Annotated in this window: 22 protein-coding genes; all 22 read right to left on the bottom strand. The window is 63.5% G+C overall.

The window, feature by feature from the left end; genetic code table 11:
- Positions 1-48 precede the first annotated feature (48 nt).
- The 22 genes from rpsM to rpsS all read right to left on the bottom strand — a co-directional run bounded on the left by rpsM (position 49) and on the right by rpsS (position 13,969).
- Positions 49-417, bottom strand: coding sequence for a 30S ribosomal protein S13 (gene rpsM / locus ACZ1JC_RS15980; RefSeq protein WP_142635077.1), 369 nt, complete (start codon positions 415-417; stop codon positions 49-51).
- A 398-nt stretch (positions 418-815) separates the two neighbouring features.
- Positions 816-1,508: an SRPBCC family protein gene (locus ACZ1JC_RS15975; RefSeq protein ID WP_465135929.1), complete on the bottom strand. Its 693-nt coding sequence runs from the start codon at positions 1,506-1,508 to the stop codon at positions 816-818.
- 105 nt (positions 1,509-1,613) lie between these two features.
- Positions 1,614-2,261 (bottom strand): adenylate kinase, encoded by a 648-nt coding sequence (locus tag ACZ1JC_RS15970; protein ID WP_465135930.1) that lies wholly within the window; start codon positions 2,259-2,261, stop codon positions 1,614-1,616.
- A gap of 35 nt (positions 2,262-2,296) precedes the next feature.
- Positions 2,297-3,664 (bottom strand): preprotein translocase subunit SecY, encoded by a 1,368-nt coding sequence (secY, locus tag ACZ1JC_RS15965; protein WP_465135931.1) that lies wholly within the window; start codon positions 3,662-3,664, stop codon positions 2,297-2,299.
- 237 nt (positions 3,665-3,901) lie between these two features.
- Positions 3,902-4,381 carry a 50S ribosomal protein L15 gene (gene rplO / locus ACZ1JC_RS15960; RefSeq protein WP_465135932.1) on the bottom strand — a complete coding sequence of 160 codons (480 nt, stop codon included), beginning with the start codon at positions 4,379-4,381 and terminating at the stop codon, positions 3,902-3,904.
- 153 nt (positions 4,382-4,534) lie between these two features.
- A complete protein-coding gene (locus ACZ1JC_RS15955) occupies positions 4,535-5,884 on the bottom strand; it encodes a hypothetical protein (protein ID WP_465135933.1) in 1,350 nt (449 codons plus the stop codon).
- A 115-nt stretch (positions 5,885-5,999) separates the two neighbouring features.
- On the bottom strand, positions 6,000-7,547 hold the full coding sequence (locus tag ACZ1JC_RS15950; RefSeq protein ID WP_465135934.1) for a hypothetical protein: 1,548 nt from the start codon (positions 7,545-7,547) through the stop codon (positions 6,000-6,002).
- Between the two features lie 150 nt (positions 7,548-7,697).
- The gene (gene rpmD / locus ACZ1JC_RS15945) at positions 7,698-7,874 is read right to left on the bottom strand and encodes a 50S ribosomal protein L30 (protein ID WP_395331284.1); all 177 of its coding nucleotides are present in this window, start codon (positions 7,872-7,874) and stop codon (positions 7,698-7,700) included.
- 6 nt (positions 7,875-7,880) lie between these two features.
- Positions 7,881-8,585: a 30S ribosomal protein S5 gene (gene rpsE, locus ACZ1JC_RS15940; protein ID WP_465135935.1), complete on the bottom strand. Its 705-nt coding sequence runs from the start codon at positions 8,583-8,585 to the stop codon at positions 7,881-7,883.
- 2 nt (positions 8,586-8,587) lie between these two features.
- Complete coding sequence (gene rplR / locus ACZ1JC_RS15935) at positions 8,588-8,926, bottom strand: 50S ribosomal protein L18 (RefSeq protein WP_465135936.1); 339 nt, start codon at positions 8,924-8,926, stop codon at positions 8,588-8,590.
- Positions 8,926-9,459 (bottom strand): 50S ribosomal protein L6, encoded by a 534-nt coding sequence (rplF, locus tag ACZ1JC_RS15930; RefSeq protein ID WP_465135937.1) that lies wholly within the window; start codon positions 9,457-9,459, stop codon positions 8,926-8,928. Before rplF ends, rplR begins: the two co-directional genes overlap by 1 nt.
- Positions 9,459-9,854, bottom strand: a complete 396-nt coding sequence (gene rpsH, locus ACZ1JC_RS15925; RefSeq protein ID WP_465135938.1) for a 30S ribosomal protein S8 — start codon at positions 9,852-9,854, stop codon at positions 9,459-9,461. Before rpsH ends, rplF begins: the two co-directional genes overlap by 1 nt.
- A gap of 12 nt (positions 9,855-9,866) precedes the next feature.
- Positions 9,867-10,172, bottom strand: coding sequence for a 30S ribosomal protein S14 (gene rpsN / locus ACZ1JC_RS15920; RefSeq protein WP_086490047.1), 306 nt, complete (start codon positions 10,170-10,172; stop codon positions 9,867-9,869).
- Between the two features lie 26 nt (positions 10,173-10,198).
- Entirely contained in the window at positions 10,199-10,780 is a 582-nt protein-coding gene (gene rplE / locus ACZ1JC_RS15915) for a 50S ribosomal protein L5 (RefSeq protein ID WP_142635097.1), read from the bottom strand.
- The gene (gene rplX / locus ACZ1JC_RS15910) at positions 10,773-11,090 is read right to left on the bottom strand and encodes a 50S ribosomal protein L24 (protein ID WP_395331274.1); all 318 of its coding nucleotides are present in this window, start codon (positions 11,088-11,090) and stop codon (positions 10,773-10,775) included. The genes rplE and rplX overlap by 8 nt, the downstream gene beginning before the upstream one ends.
- Complete coding sequence (gene rplN / locus ACZ1JC_RS15905) at positions 11,090-11,458, bottom strand: 50S ribosomal protein L14 (protein ID WP_395331271.1); 369 nt, start codon at positions 11,456-11,458, stop codon at positions 11,090-11,092. Before rplN ends, rplX begins: the two co-directional genes overlap by 1 nt.
- A 204-nt stretch (positions 11,459-11,662) precedes the next feature.
- Positions 11,663-11,932 (bottom strand): 30S ribosomal protein S17, encoded by a 270-nt coding sequence (rpsQ, locus tag ACZ1JC_RS15900; protein ID WP_021233437.1) that lies wholly within the window; start codon positions 11,930-11,932, stop codon positions 11,663-11,665.
- Positions 11,933-11,944: 12 nt separating this feature from the next.
- Positions 11,945-12,145 (bottom strand): 50S ribosomal protein L29, encoded by a 201-nt coding sequence (gene rpmC / locus ACZ1JC_RS15895; RefSeq protein WP_465135939.1) that lies wholly within the window; start codon positions 12,143-12,145, stop codon positions 11,945-11,947.
- A 12-nt stretch (positions 12,146-12,157) separates the two neighbouring features.
- Complete coding sequence (gene rplP / locus ACZ1JC_RS15890) at positions 12,158-12,592, bottom strand: 50S ribosomal protein L16 (protein ID WP_465135940.1); 435 nt, start codon at positions 12,590-12,592, stop codon at positions 12,158-12,160.
- Positions 12,593-12,614: 22 nt separating this feature from the next.
- Positions 12,615-13,310: a 30S ribosomal protein S3 gene (rpsC, locus tag ACZ1JC_RS15885; protein ID WP_142635107.1), complete on the bottom strand. Its 696-nt coding sequence runs from the start codon at positions 13,308-13,310 to the stop codon at positions 12,615-12,617.
- Between the two features lie 3 nt (positions 13,311-13,313).
- Entirely contained in the window at positions 13,314-13,691 is a 378-nt protein-coding gene (gene rplV, locus ACZ1JC_RS15880; protein WP_132386855.1) for a 50S ribosomal protein L22, read from the bottom strand.
- Positions 13,688-13,969, bottom strand: coding sequence for a 30S ribosomal protein S19 (gene rpsS, locus ACZ1JC_RS15875; RefSeq protein WP_142635109.1), 282 nt, complete (start codon positions 13,967-13,969; stop codon positions 13,688-13,690). Before rpsS ends, rplV begins: the two co-directional genes overlap by 4 nt.
- Positions 13,970-13,975 lie beyond the last annotated feature (6 nt).

The raw sequence follows: 13,975 nt of genomic DNA, 5'->3' as shown, positions 1-13,975 counted from the left end.
CGTATATCCTGTAGATTAGTCGCTGCGGGAAAGAAGCCGAAAGGCGACTTACTTCTTCTTGCCGGCGATCGGCTTGGCCTTGCCCTTGCGGGTGCGCGCATTGGTGTGCGTGCGCTGGCCGCGAACCGGCAGACCCTTGCGATGGCGCAGGCCGCGGTAGCAGGCGAGGTCCATCAGACGCTTGATGTTCATCGCGGTTTCGCGACGAAGGTCACCTTCAACGGTGTGTTCAGCGTCGATGGTTTCGCGAATCTGCAGGACTTCGGCGTCCGACAGGTCCTGAATGCGACGGCTGTGGTCAATGCCCAGCTTGTCGGCGATTTCCAGGGCCTTGGTACGACCGATGCCGTGGATATAGGTCAGCGCGATGATAACGCGCTTGTTGGTGGGGAGATTTACCCCTGCAATACGAGCCACTTAATTCTCCATGCTCCACAGGAACGCCCCTTCGGGCTTTCCCATCTCAACGCTCATGCACCTGAAACTGCTGAAATGGCAAAAGGTCCGGAGCACAGCAACATAGTTGCCTGTACCATCCGGACTTGCCGCAAGTGTCAAGTGAACGGCGCGCTTAGAACGATTCGCAAGGCATGTCAACGCCCGCGAACTCGCTTTCAAGCGCTCGGGCGACTGGGCCCGGACTGCGACCCGATGTGCGCAGCGTGCCGCGCTCCATGGCCGACGGGGCCGCCGCCGCCTTTGTGCGGTCAATCCGGAGCCCGTTATGTGTGGACTGTAACCCATCCGCGTCGGCCAGTCAAAGAAACCGCTGCAAGGGCAAGGACCTGCCCCGCGCGATAGCCCCGCAAACCCGCTCAACGCCCGATGATCCTTCCCTTCGTATCCGGTTCGGGCGCAGGCGGACCTGCCGGCTCCGCGCTCTCCACAGCGGCCGGATCTGCTGGCGGGGCTGATTGCAAATCCAGCGTCCCCGGCTTGAACGCCGCCGCGAAACTGCCGCCCAGCTTTTCGACCAGGCGGTCGACCTGCCCGCCCAGCACCCCGTCAAACATCGGTCCCAGTTTTGCAGCATCGCCACGGAAGAATCCGCCGACGACATATTCCACCAGAATCTGGGTGCCGGTCTCATCGGGCTTGAACTGGAACGTCAGCGTGGCGACCGCCGCATCGGCTTGCAGGGGCCCCAGCGGGCCGGACATCCGCAGCGCCCTGCCCTTGTCCACATAGATCACCCGCATGTGCTCCACGCCGCCCCGTGGCCCACCCTTGGCCCCATCCTTGCCCGGGAGCACTTCACAGAAGCAGCCGCCCGGCCGGACATCGAGCGAGAGGTTCGCCGCATCGCCCGAATAGGTGTGATCCGAATCCCACCACTGCGCGGGCTTCACCAGCACCGCCCACGCCTCGTCCGCTCCGACCGGCACATGCGCGACATAGCGCATGACCATGCCGCGCTCGCTTGCCTCCTGCACCCGCGCCGCCGCCGGTGCGGCGGCGATCGGGCCCAGCCCCGCCAGAGCCAGAGCGGCAATCACAGCTACCTTCATATTCGTGGATCCCCCTGTCGGCCCCGCGCCTGCCCTGACGCTGCGAACCATTCTGCCCGGCCAGATGCGAAAAGGGCCCGCGGTATGCCGCGAGCCCTTCGATGCTTAGGATTTGAGCACCGCCTCGATGCCGGCGGTGACATTATCCATCTCGGCCATTCCGTCGACCTTGGCGACGATCCCCCGTTCCTCGTAGATCGGCAGGATCGGCGCCGTCTTGGCGCGATATTCGGCCATGCGGGTGCGGACGGTTTCGGCATTGTCGTCCGGACGGCGCTTGAACTCGGTGCCGCCGCACTTGTCGCAGACGCCCGGAACCTTGGGCTGTTCGAACTTGTCGTGATAGCCCTTGCCGCACGTGGCGCAGGTGAAGCGGCCGGTGATGCGCTCTACCAGTGCATCCTCGTTCACTTCCAGCTCGATCACATGGTCAAGCTTGCGGCCGCGCGCGGCCAGGATCTCGTCCAGCGATTCGGCCTGCGCGGCAGTGCGCGGATAGCCATCGAAGATCGCGCCCGTGCCGGCGCCCATTGCGTCCAGCTCGTCACCGATCAGGGCCGAGACGATCGCGTCGGACACCAGTTCGCCACGATCCATCACGGCCTTGGCCTCCAGCCCGGTAGGCGTGCCCGCCTTGACCGCGGCGCGGAGCATGTCGCCGGTCGAGAGCTGGCGCATGCCATGCTTCTCGACCAGACGCTGTGCCTGGGTGCCCTTGCCCGCCCCCGGCGGGCCCAACAGGATGATATTCACGCCTTACCCCTCAATTATCCCTGTGCCTGCGCCCCTCAGCGCATGCGTCCCTTCAGCTTGGCCTTCTTGATCAGGTCGCCATACTGGTGTGCCAGCAGGTGCGACTGTATCTGGGTGATGGTGTCGACCGTCACGTTGACGACGATCAGGAGGCTGGTGCCGCCCATGAACAGCAGCGGCAGACCCGTCATCGAGAGGAAGTACTCGGGAACGGTGCAGACCACGGTCAGGTACAGCGCACCGATCACGGTCACGCGCGTCAGCACGTAATCGAGATAGTTCGCGGTGTTCTTGCCGGGACGGATGCCGGGAATGAAGCCGCCATTCTTCTTCAGGTTATCGGCAGTCTCTTCGGGATTGAAGACGACGGCAGTGTAGAAGAACGAGAAGAAGATGATCCCGGCGGCATAGAGCGCCATGTAGAGCGGCTTGCCGTGACCCAGGTACTGGTTGAGCGTAACGACCATCTTTCCGCCGACCGAATCCGGATTCAGCGACTTGCCCGCGAATTGGGTGATGGTCAGCGGCAGCAGCAGCAGCGAGCTGGCGAAGATCGGCGGGATCACGCCGGCCGTGTTCAGCTTGAGCGGCAGGTGGCTGCGGTCCGCCTGCATCATGCCGCGCTGGGTGGCGCGCTTGGGATACTGGATCAGCAGGCGGCGGGTCGCGCGCTCGAAGAAGCAGATGCCCAGGATCATGAGCACGACCAGCGCGATCAGCGAGATGATCAGGATCGAGCCGGTATCGCCGGCGCTGTAGGCCTGGCCAACGTTGCTGGCGAAAGTCGGCATCTGGGCGACGATGCCCGCCATGATGATCAGCGAAACGCCGTTGCCGATGCCGCGCGAGGTGATCTGTTCACCCAGCCACAGCAGGAACATGGTGCCGCCGACAAGCGAGATCACCGCGCCGACGCGGAAGACGATGCCCGGATCGACCACGGCCGGAAGACCGCTGGATGCGCCATAGGCTTCGAGGCTGACGGCAAGGAACCAGCCCTGGATCGCGCAGAGCACGACCGCGCCATAGCGCGTGTACTGGTTCAGCTTCTTGCGGCCGGCTTCGCCTTCCTTCTTCAGCGCCATCAGCGCCGGGTGCAGCGCAGCGGCAAGCTGGACCACGATCGAGGCGGTGATGTACGGCATCACGCCAAGCGCGATCAGGCTCATGCGCGAAAGCGAACCGCCCGAGAAAGTGTTGAAGAGGTCGAGAATGCCGCCCTGCGTCTTGTCATAGAGCTTGGCGAGAATCACCGGGTTCACACCCGGGAGCGGCACGAAGCTCAGGAAGCGGAAGACGATCAGCGCACCGACCGTGAACCAGATTCGGTTCTTCAGTTCGGTGGCCTTCGAGAAATTGGCCAGGTTCAGCGAGCTGGCAACGTTGTCGGCGCGAGAAGCCATGACGATTGGTAATGCCTCGAATAGTCGGTTCGCATTTGCCTTAGCGACTGCGCGCAGGCTTGTCGAACCCCGGTTCTGGTCCGCTCATATAGACATTCGTCCCGGGTCTGGAAGACCCGCCCCTGTCATTGTTCCCATATCATCCGTCATAATGCGGGTCCGGGAACAAAGAGAGGGCGAAGCGCATGGCGCCCGCCCTCTCCTATGAGCTTATCGCGGATGCGATGCCAACGGGCCTCAGGCCTCGGCGGCTTCCTTGGCAGGAACGATCACCGAACCGCCGGCCTTTTCAACCGCAGCAACGGCGCCCTTCGAGGCACCGGCAACGTTGAAGGTGACCTTGGCGGTCAGTTCGCCCTTGGCGAGGAGGCGCACGCCGTCCTTACCGCCACGAGCCAGACCAGCGCCCTTGAGAGCGGCGTGGTCGACAGTGCCGGCGATGTCCAGCTTGCCAGCGTCGATGGCCTTCTGCACCATGCCGAGGTTCACTTCAGCGTAATCGCTGGCGAACTTCTTGTTGCTGAAGCCACGCTTCGGCAGACGCATGTGGAGCGGCATCTGGCCGCCTTCGAAGCCGTTGATCGAAACGCCCGAGCGTGCCTTCGCACCCTTCTGGCCGCGGCCGGCGGTCTTGCCCTTGCCCGAACCGATACCACGGCCCACGCGGATGCGGCGGTGACGGGCGCCGGCATTGTCACGGATGTCATTCAGTTTCATAATCTGCACTCGCTTTCGCTTTAAATCGCGCTTGAAAGGAAGGCGGGCCCTTAGGGGAAAGCCGTCGGGCTGTCACCCCCTAATCCGGCAATCGCCGCACAAACCGCCCGTTTCTGCCGATTTCCAGCCCTGCATCGGCCAGTCTGCCGGCTTTCAGGTGCCGCGAAGACGGATCATCACCTTGCCCTCACCGCCGATCGGCCGGCCTTCCGAATCGCGGCCGGGCTGCCATTCCAGCACGTCGCGGCCCAGCTTGCAGATATCGGTGTCGAACTCCGGCGAAATGGTCTTCGGCGCGAATTCGCACGAGGTCATCTTTCCGCGCGCGTCCACCTTGAAGGTCAGCGAATGGCGGGTCATCTCGTCCTTGTGGAAGATCGTGCCGTAGCGTTCGCCCAGCTTGCCCAGTTCGTTGTTGAAGTCCGCCTTGCTGCCATCGGCCAGTTTCGGCTCCTCCGCCAGGGCCGCGTAATCCTCATCGGAGACCATCGGCTTCATCCGGCGCACCATGCCGACCCATCCCGATCTGCGCGCGATCTGCATCGGCGAATCGCGGTCGACCAGCGCCTGGCACTGCGCGCCTGAGGGGCTGGCCTTGCGCGAGAGGAGGAAGCGCACTGCTTCGTCCCGGTGATAGGCCATGGCCCAAGCCAGCGGCGTCATGCCGAAGAGATCCGGAGCATCGATCATGCCCATCGGCGTCGGCTTGTCCGTGGGCTTTTCATTGGGCTTTGCGGTTGGCTTGTCCGTAGCGGCAGCCGCCGCTTTCTTCAGTTCGCGCGCTTCTTCATCGAGCATCCGCCGCATTGCCGCGACATTACCGCGCCGCGCGGCGTCCGCCAGCGTCGCGCCGGTCTGCAGCGGACCGAGATCCGGGAAGCCGTAGGCGCGCGTCGGCGCCTCGCTGACGGCGCGAACGACTGCGCCGCGCGCAGACCCCACATCCTTGCCGGCGGCATCGGCCTCCTGTGCCGCGAGCGGACGGCAGATATCGCGATAGGGATAGGCCGGATCGGCGATCAGCGCCTGGTTGAAGGCGCGCGCAAAGGCGACCAGCTTGTCCTCGCTGCCACCTTCGGCAGACCCGCTCGCGGTGTCGGAGGGTTCGGGCGACGGCTCGCCATCCTCACCATAATACGTGACCACGCGGGCCATGCGCGGATTGAGCCCACCACGCAGCGCGCAGATCGCGCCAAATTCGCGCGTGTCGATTCCCTCGACGGTAACAGCGGCGACCAGACGGAAATCGCCGGCAGCGGCAGCCTTTTGCGCTTCCTCGATCGGATCGGCGCGACCGGAAGCGAGCGCTGCCTTCAGCGCGCGATCGGCATTGCGATTGCGCTCCAGCATCGCGGGATCCGCCAAGGGATCGGCGCAAGGCGGTTCGGCAGCGGGGCTTTCTTCAACGTAAGTCTCGTCGTCGCCCGAGGTGCCGCCACTGCAGCCGGTGACGGCAAGCGTGGCGAGAATCAGCGATGAGGCCGCGATTGTCCTGCGAAGCAAGGTATCCCCCAGGGAAGTGCAGTGTGCCGGAATGGGGGGCGCTTAGCACAGGATTCGGGCTCGGGTGGAGATGAACTTGCACCAACGCACAGCTTTTCGTGCCGCAGCCGGCCGATCAACGGCTTCGATTGCAGTCCGCCCAGACGTCGATGGTCTCTTCGTGCAGCCATTCCGGCGTGAGCACGCGGGCAACGAGGCGGCAGTTGCGCAGGGCATAGGCACGGACCGGCACCATGGTTTCCCAGTTCACCGGACCCTGTCGGGGCTTGCTGGCCGTGACCAGCGTACTCGGCCGCTCGGCGAGTACGCGGCGGACCTCGCCAAGCGTGGAAAGATGGCTGACGTCCTTCTCGATACCTTGCGCAAGATGGGGCCCGAAAACCAGCGGGGTGACGAAGCGGTGGCCGGTCATCGGATACAGCTGGAAGGGGCCGTCATAGACGAATAGCGGGCCGCCATCGTCGTGGCTGCGCACGGCCTGCGCCAGTTCCGCAATCGCCGCGCGGGATCGGGCGGCGTGGTCGAAGTCGAACGCCTGCGTGTCGCGGAAAGCCAGCAGCGCCATGACGGCGAGCGCCACCGGCCCGGTCCAGCGGCCGGCCAGGAAACCGGCGCCGGCGATGCTCAGGGGAACCAGGATCGGCAAGGCATAGTGCGGATAGAAGTTCGGCACCGACAGCAGCCCAAGCCCCGCCGCCGCGAGCCATCCGAATAGAAACACGCGCTCGCCCCGCGCCATCCTGGGAAGGCTCAAGACAAGGAGCATCGCGAAAGGCGCCAGCATGACGAACATGATAAGCGCGCGGATCGCAGAAGACGTGGGATCGATGGTCTTGTGCAAGTTCGCCCCGACCATCGCATGCCACCAGATCGGGCCATAGCCGGCAAGCGCGTAACCGAAAGCGATTGCCAGCGTCGGCGCGGCGCCCACCAACGCCCACCCGGCGATAGTCTGCAGCTTGCACCGCGTGGCGAGAGGAGAACGCCAGAGCGCATGCGCGGCGTAAATGCCCAGCCATGCACATTCGAACAGGCTGGTCTGCTTGATGGTGATCGCGCAGCCGCCCAGCGCCATCGCCGTCCAGCAACGCCACCCCGCCCTGCCCTCGCGGAGTTCCTGCACGAATTGCAGGATCAGCAGCGCGGCGGTCGCGACGAAGAGGTTGTACCAGACCGGCGCTTGACCGAAGAAGCCCTGCGCCTGCTCCAGCCAGAGCAGATAGGCCAGGCCTGCGAATGTGCCCCCCTGCCCGCCATGCCACCGGCGCGCGATACGGCTGATGACCCAAGACGTCGCCGCTGCGAAAGCTGTTGATGCGAACTGATAGGCGATCGGTTGATCTGAAATCGCGGTGATCAGGTAATAGAGGAAGAACAGGCCCCACGGCTTGCGGTCCCACACGTCCACGTAGGGTACCGCCCCGTGATGCATGGCCAGGCCCACCGTCTGGTAGAACACCTCGTCGCCGTGGACGTTGGGGTCACCGTAAGTGCTGGCTCGAAGCAAGACCGCCACGCAAAGGAACAGCAGCGCGGTCGGCGCCCGCCTTATCGTCCAGCCCCGCGCGAATCCGCCCGTGAGCCTGGCGATGTCGCGGGCTTCGGAACCGATACCGGCACCTGCTTGCCACGTCCTGCGCTGGAATACGCCTGCCTGCCCCACGCGGCCCCCTTTCCGCTATCCGCATAAGGCCGCATGGTTAACGAACACCCACGCACATCTACTTGGCGCAAAGAAAAAGGCCCCGGCGTTTCCACCGGGGCCCTTTCATGTTCCTGACCCGAACCTTTCGGCTCGGGACCGGAGGATCGATCAGTCGATCACCGCAACCATGTGCGGCAGCTTAGCGATCGCACCGCGGACTTCCGCAGTGTCTTCCAGCTCGACGACCTTGTGCATCTTGCCGAGGCCCAGACCGATCAGGATCTTCTTCTGGTTCTCGGGGCGACGGATCGGCGAACCGATCTGCTTGATCTTGATCTTCGCCATGACTGCTTACTCCGCGATGGCTTCGGCAGCGGCTTCCGCCTCTGCCTCATTCGCGCCGCCGCGACCCAGCAGGTCGGCAACCTTCTTGCCACGACGCTGGGCAACCGACTTCGGCGAAGTCTGGTTGGTCAGCGCGTCGAAGGTGGCGCGGATCATGTTGTACGGGTTCGAGGTGCCGACCGACTTGGTCACGACGTCATGGACGCCCAGGCTCTCGAACACGGCGCGCATCGGACCACCGGCGATGATGCCCGTACCGGCCGGAGCCGTACGAACGTTCACGTTACCGGCGCCGAAGTGGCCCTTGCCGTCATGGTGCAGCGTGCGACCGTCCTTCAGCGGCACGCGGACCATCTTCTTCTTTGCAGAAGCAGTGGCCTTCGTGATCGCTTCAGGCACTTCGCGTGCCTTGGCGTGGCCGAAGCCGACGCGGCCCTTGCCGTCGCCAACGACGACGAGAGCTGCGAAACCGAAGCGCTTGCCGCCCTTCACGGTCTTCGAAACGCGGTTGATGTGGACGAGCTTCTCGATGAGCTCCTCGCCCTGTTCTTCCTCGTTATTGCCACGGCCGCCACGGCGGTCGTCGCGACGGCCACGGCCGCCACGCTCGCCGCGTTCGCCACGGCCGCGACCACGACCACGACCTTCGCGGACTTCCTGGCCTTCAGCGGCCGGAGCCTCGGTCTGGATTTCGGTGTTTGCGTCAGCCATGATCAGAACTCCAGCCCGCCTTCACGGGCGGCTTCGGCCAGCGCCTTGACGCGGCCATGGAAGAGGAAACCGCCACGGTCGAACACAACCGAGGTAACACCCGCCTTCTTGGCGGCCTCGGCGAGTTCCTTGCCAACGCGGGTCGCGGCATCCATGTCGGTGCCCTTAGCGCCAAGAGTATTGGCGGCGGCCAGCGTACGGCCCTGCGCATCGTCGATGATCTGCGCATAGATGTGACGGCCGGTGCGGTGCACCGACAGGCGAGGACGGCCGCCCGAACGGGCCTTCAGGGCCGTGCGGACGCGGCGAGCGCGGCGCGCGAAAAGAGAAAGCTTGGCCATTACTTCTTCTTCCCTTCCTTGCGGAAGATGAATTCGCCGCGGTACTTGATGCCCTTGCCCTTGTAAGGCTCGGGCTTGCGCCAGCGACGAATTTCGGCCGCGAGTTGGCCGACCTTCTGCTTGTCGATACCGGAGATCTCGACCGTGGTGTTGTCCGGGGTCTTGACCTCGATGCCTTCCGGCACAGCGATGTCAACGTCGTGCGAGTAGCCGAGCTGCAGCTTCAGGTTCTTGCCCTGAGCCGCGGCGCGGTAGCCGACGCCCTTGATTTCGAGGACCTTGGAGAAGCCGTTGGTAACGCCTTCGACCAGGTTCGAAACGAGGGTACGCTGCATGCCCCAGTGGCTGCGGGCAGCCTTGGTCTGGTTGGCAGGCTGAACGGCGATCGAACCTTCTTCGACCGAGTAGGTCACGAGGTCCGACAGACCCATGGTGAGGGTGCCCTTGGGGCCCTTCACGCTGAGCGTGCCGTTATCGATGGCGGCAGTGACCCCGCCAGGGATCACAACCGGCTTTTTGCCGATGCGGCTCATCAGAACACCTCCGCAAGCACTTCGCCGCCGACGTTCTGCGAACGTGCTTCGGCATCCGAGAGCACGCCGCGCGGCGTCGAGACGATGGTGATGCCAAGACCGTTGCGCACAACCGGGAGTTCCTTCGAACCCGAGTAGACGCGGCGGCCAGGCTTGGAGACGCGGGCGATGTGCTTGATAGCGGCTTCGCCCTCGAAATACTTCAGCTCGATGCGCAGCTGCGGGTGGGCACCGGTGGTGTCATCGCTGAAACCACGGATGTAACCTTCACGCTGCAGAACTTCGAGCACGCGCGCACGCAGCTTGCTGGCGGGAGAAAGGACGGAGTCCTTCTTCGCCTGCTGGCCGTTGCGGATGCGGGTGAGCATATCACCCAGGGGATCGGTCAATGCCATTGCTTCTAACCCTTACCAGCTCGACTTGGTCACGCCGGGGATCATGCCCTTGTTGGCAAGATCACGCAGCTCGACGCGGCAGAGGCCGAACTTGCGGTAATAACCGCGCGGACGGCCGGTCGTGGCGCAACGATTGCGAACCCGGGTCGGGTTGCCGTTGCGCGGGATCTCGGCCAGCTTCAGGCGAGCGATGAGGCGCTCGGTTTCGTCGAGCGATTCATCAGCAGCGACCGCCTTGAGGCGCTCGTACTTGCCTGCATACTTCTTGACGAGCTTCTTGCGACGCTCGTTCTTGTTCACGGAACTCAGTTTCGCCATGGACTTAAGCTCTCTCTATCAGCGGCTCACGCCGCTTCCTTCTGTTCCGAAGCCGCTTCGGCCGGGAACGGGAAACCGAAAAGACGCAGCAGTTCGCGTGCTTCTTCGTCGGTCTTCGCGGTGGTGGTGACGATGATGTCCATACCACGCACCTTCTCGATCTTGTCGTAGCTGATCTCTGGGAAGATGATCTGCTCCTTGAGACCCATCGCGTAGTTGCCGCGGCCGTCGAACGACTTGGGGTTCAGGCCACGGAAGTCGCGAATGCGTGGCATCGCGATCGTGATGAGGCGATCGAGGAATTCGTACATACGCTCGCGACGCAGGGTCACCTTGCAGCCGATCGGCATGCCTTCGCGCAGCTTGAACTGTGCGATCGACTTGCGGGCCTTGGTGATCACCGGCTTCTGACCAGCGATGGCTTCCATTTCGACAGCGGCGGTCTGGACCTTCTTCTTGTCCTGGCTCGCCTCGCCCACGCCCATGTTGAGCGTGATCTTTTCGATCTTGGGCACTTCCATCGCGTTCTTGTAACCGAACTTCTCGGTCATCGCCTTGACGATCGCGTCGTCATAGCGGGTGCGCATACGCGGAGTGTAATCAGCCATCGATGGTCTCCCCGGACTTCACGGCCACGCGGACCTTCTTGCCGTCCTTGACTTCGAAGCGAACGCGGGTCGGCTTGCCGTCCTTGTCGGCAACGGCAACCTTGCTGATCGCCATCGGAGCCGGAGTGCGCTCGATGCCGCCCTGCGGGTTCTGCTGGGTCGGCTTGCGGTGCTTGGTAGCAACGTTCACGCCCTCGACCACGACCTTGGCGTCCTTCGGCATAACCTGAAGCACGGTGCCGGTGCGGCCCTTGTCCTTGCCGGACAGGACGACGACGGAGTCACCCTTCTTGATCTTCGCGGCAGCCATTACAGCACCTCCGGAGCAAGCGAGATGATCTTCATGAAGCCCTTGCCGCGAAGCTCGCGCACGACGGGGCCAAAGATACGGGTGCCGATCGGCTCCTCGTTCTTGTTGATCAGCACGGCGGCATTGCCGTCGAAGCGGATCACGCTGCCGTCTGCACGACGCACGTCCTTCTTGGTACGCACGATCACCGCACGGTGAACGTCGCCCTTCTTGACGCGAGCGCGGGGCTGCGCCTCCTTAATCGACACCACGATGATGTCGCCGACGCCTGCGAAACGACGCTTCGAGCCACCCAGCACCTTGATGCACTGGACGCGCTTTGCGCCGCTGTTGTCCGCGACGTCGAGATTGGATTGCATCTGGATCATCGATCCGAGTCCTTCTCAACTGGCTTGCCGGAACCAGTCCGGCAGTTCCTAAAAAGACAGGCCCACGAGGGGCCCGAGTCGCCCCGACGGGCGAAGTGCGGCCCTTTGCCGCATTCACCCGCCCAGGTCAACACTCTTGTCCGGCCCTGAGGCCGAGGCTGACTTGATCCGGAAATGCCGCGAAGGACATTTCCGTTTCAGATCTTACACCTCGGCTTCGAGCGCCGTACCCTTGCTCGCCTGAAGACGGTCAAGAACCTTCCAGGTCTTGGTCTTCGAGAAGGGCTTCGTCTCCTCGATCCGGACGCGTTCGCCGGTCTTGAAGGCGTTGTCTTCGTCGTGAGCGTGATACTTCTTCGAGCGACGGATGATCTTCCCGTAGAGGGGGTGCTTCACCTTGCGCTCGACCAGTACGGTCACGGTCTTGTCGGTCTTGTCGGAAACGACGGTCCCGATCAGAATACGCTTGGGCATCGTGTTTCCTCCTTAGGCCTGCGCCGAACGCTCGGCCTGGAGCGTCTTGATGCGGGCGATGTCACGACGCACCTGCTTAATGCGCGCAGGCGCCTCAAGCTGGCTGGTCGCGGCCTGGAACCGCAGGTTGAACTGTTCGCGCTTCAGCTCGACGAGATCAGCAGTGAGCTGGTCGTCGGTCTTGGCACGAAGGTCTTCGATCTTGTTTGCCATGATTCGACTTCCTTACTCGCCGCCAAGGTGCGAAGTGTCGCCGAGGCGAGCAACGACCTTGGTCTTGATCGGCAGCTTCATCGCAGCGCGGCTGAAAGCCTCGGCTGCGAGGGGGCCAGCGACGCCGTCCAGTTCGAACAGGATGCGGCCCGGCTTAACGCGAGCTGCCCAGTATTCGATCGAACCCTTGCCCTTACCCTGACGGACTTCAGCAGGCTTCTTCGAAACCGGCACGTCGGGGAAAACGCGGATCCAGAGACGGCCCTGGCGCTTGATGTGACGCGTGATCGCGCGGCGAGCCGCTTCGATCTGGCGGGCGGTGATCCGCTCCGGCTCGAGGGCCTTGAGGCCGTACGAACCGAAATTCAGGTCGGTGCCACCCTTGGCTTCGCCCTTGATCCGGCCCTTGAAGGCCTTGCGGAACTTGGTCTTCTTTGGTTGCAGCATGGTGCTTACTCTATCCTAAGCCTCAACGCGCGGGACGAACGCCGGAGGTCTGAGCCTCCAGCATCAGGCGGTCCTGCGCCGTCGGGTCGTGGCCCAGGATCTCACCCTTGAAGATCCAGACCTTGATGCCGATGATACCGTATGCAGTCAGCGCTTCGGCTTCGGCATAGTCGATGTTCGCACGCAGCGTATGAAGCGGCACGCGACCTTCGCGGTACTGTTCGACACGGGCGATTTCAGCGCCGCCGAGACGGCCACCGCACATGATCTTGACGCCTTCGGCGCCCAGACGCATCGCGGACTGCATCGCACGCTTCATCGCACGGCGGAAAGCCACACGACGGATCAGCTGATCGGCAATGCCCTGAGCGACGAGCTTGGCATCGATTTCCGGCTTGCGGATTTCGACGATGTTCAGCTTCACTTCGCTGCCGGTCATCGTGGCCAGCTCCTTGCGGAGCTTCTCGATGTCAGCACCCTTCTTGCCGATGATCACACCGGGACGGGCTGCGTAGATCGAGATGCGGCACAGTTTGGCCGGACGCTCGATGACCACCTTCGAGATAGCGGCCTGGGGCAGCTTCGCGACGATGAACTTGCGGATCTTGAGGTCTTCCTCAAGCAGCTTGCCGTAGTCCCGGCCTTCCGCGAACCAGCGGCTGTCCCAGGTACGGTTGATCTGCAGACGCAGACCGATCGGATTGCTCTTATGACCCATGGATCAGGCCTCCTCGACTTCGCGAACGACGATCCGCAGGCGCGAAAACGGCTTGAGGATACGGGTGGACTTGCCGCGACCACGAGCGTGGAAACGCTTCATGGTGATCGACTTGCCAACCGACGCCTCGGCGACGACGAGAGCGTCGACGTCGAGGTTGTGGTTGTTTTCCGCATTCGCGATCGCCGAAGCGAGGATCTTGCGAGCGTCCTGGGCCATCGCCTTCTTGGAGAAGGCCAGGATGTTCATCGCGTCCTCGACCTTGCGGCCACGGATAAGCGCGGCGACCAGGTTGAGCTTCTGGGCCGAACCACGAATGGTGGTGCCGACAGCCAGAGCTTCCTTTTCGCCTACGCGGCGGGGTGCTGCCTGCTTGCTCACTTGCGCTTACCCTTCTTGTCGGCAGCGTGACCCGGGAACGTGCGCGTGGGCGCGAATTCACCGAGCTTGTGGCCAACCATGTCCTCGTTGACGGCAACGGGGATGAACTTGTGCCCGTTGTAGACCTGGAAGGTCAGACCAACGAACTGCGGAAGGATGGTGGAGCGACGCGACCAGGTCTTGATCGGACCAGCGCGGGTGCCGGCATCCTGCGCGACCTCGGCCTTCTTGAGAAGGTACAGGTCGACGAAGGGGCCTTTCCAGACGGAACGTGCCATCGTGTC

This window comes from Sphingomonas sp. BL-S-28, assembly GCF_055521515.1.
Note: the sequence above shows the minus strand (reverse complement) of the source record. Positions and strands in the feature narration are given on the sequence as shown.

Excerpts from the sequence above, each read along its gene's own strand:
- rplX (WP_395331274.1), bottom strand. The coding sequence starts at position 11,090 with ATGGCTGCCGCGAAGATCAAGAAGGGTGACTCCGTCGTCGTCCTGTCC.
- rplO (WP_465135932.1), bottom strand. The coding sequence starts at position 4,381 with ATGAAACTGAATGACATCCGTGACAATGCCGGCGCCCGTCACCGCCGC.
- rplF (WP_465135937.1), bottom strand. The coding sequence starts at position 9,459 with ATGAGCCGCATCGGCAAAAAGCCGGTTGTGATCCCTGGCGGGGTCACT.
- rpsH (WP_465135938.1), bottom strand. The coding sequence starts at position 9,854 with ATGGCATTGACCGATCCCCTGGGTGATATGCTCACCCGCATCCGCAAC.
- rplP (WP_465135940.1), bottom strand. The coding sequence starts at position 12,592 with ATGCTGCAACCAAAGAAGACCAAGTTCCGCAAGGCCTTCAAGGGCCGG.
- ACZ1JC_RS15975 (WP_465135929.1), bottom strand. The coding sequence starts at position 1,508 with ATGAAGGTAGCTGTGATTGCCGCTCTGGCTCTGGCGGGGCTGGGCCCG.
- rpmC (WP_465135939.1), bottom strand. The coding sequence starts at position 12,145 with ATGGCAAACAAGATCGAAGACCTTCGTGCCAAGACCGACGACCAGCTC.
- rpsN (WP_086490047.1), bottom strand. The coding sequence starts at position 10,172 with ATGGCGAAACTGAGTTCCGTGAACAAGAACGAGCGTCGCAAGAAGCTC.
- rpsC (WP_142635107.1), bottom strand. The coding sequence starts at position 13,310 with ATGGGTCATAAGAGCAATCCGATCGGTCTGCGTCTGCAGATCAACCGT.
- rplE (WP_142635097.1), bottom strand. The coding sequence starts at position 10,780 with ATGGCTGATTACACTCCGCGTATGCGCACCCGCTATGACGACGCGATC.
- rpsQ (WP_021233437.1), bottom strand. The coding sequence starts at position 11,932 with ATGCCCAAGCGTATTCTGATCGGGACCGTCGTTTCCGACAAGACCGAC.
- rplN (WP_395331271.1), bottom strand. The coding sequence starts at position 11,458 with ATGATCCAGATGCAATCCAATCTCGACGTCGCGGACAACAGCGGCGCA.
- secY (WP_465135931.1), bottom strand. The coding sequence starts at position 3,664 with ATGGCTTCTCGCGCCGACAACGTTGCCAGCTCGCTGAACCTGGCCAAT.
- rpsS (WP_142635109.1), bottom strand. The coding sequence starts at position 13,969 with ATGGCACGTTCCGTCTGGAAAGGCCCCTTCGTCGACCTGTACCTTCTC.
- rplR (WP_465135936.1), bottom strand. The coding sequence starts at position 8,926 with ATGGCCAAGCTTTCTCTTTTCGCGCGCCGCGCTCGCCGCGTCCGCACG.
- rpsE (WP_465135935.1), bottom strand. The coding sequence starts at position 8,585 with ATGGCTGACGCAAACACCGAAATCCAGACCGAGGCTCCGGCCGCTGAA.
- rpmD (WP_395331284.1), bottom strand. The coding sequence starts at position 7,874 with ATGGCGAAGATCAAGATCAAGCAGATCGGTTCGCCGATCCGTCGCCCC.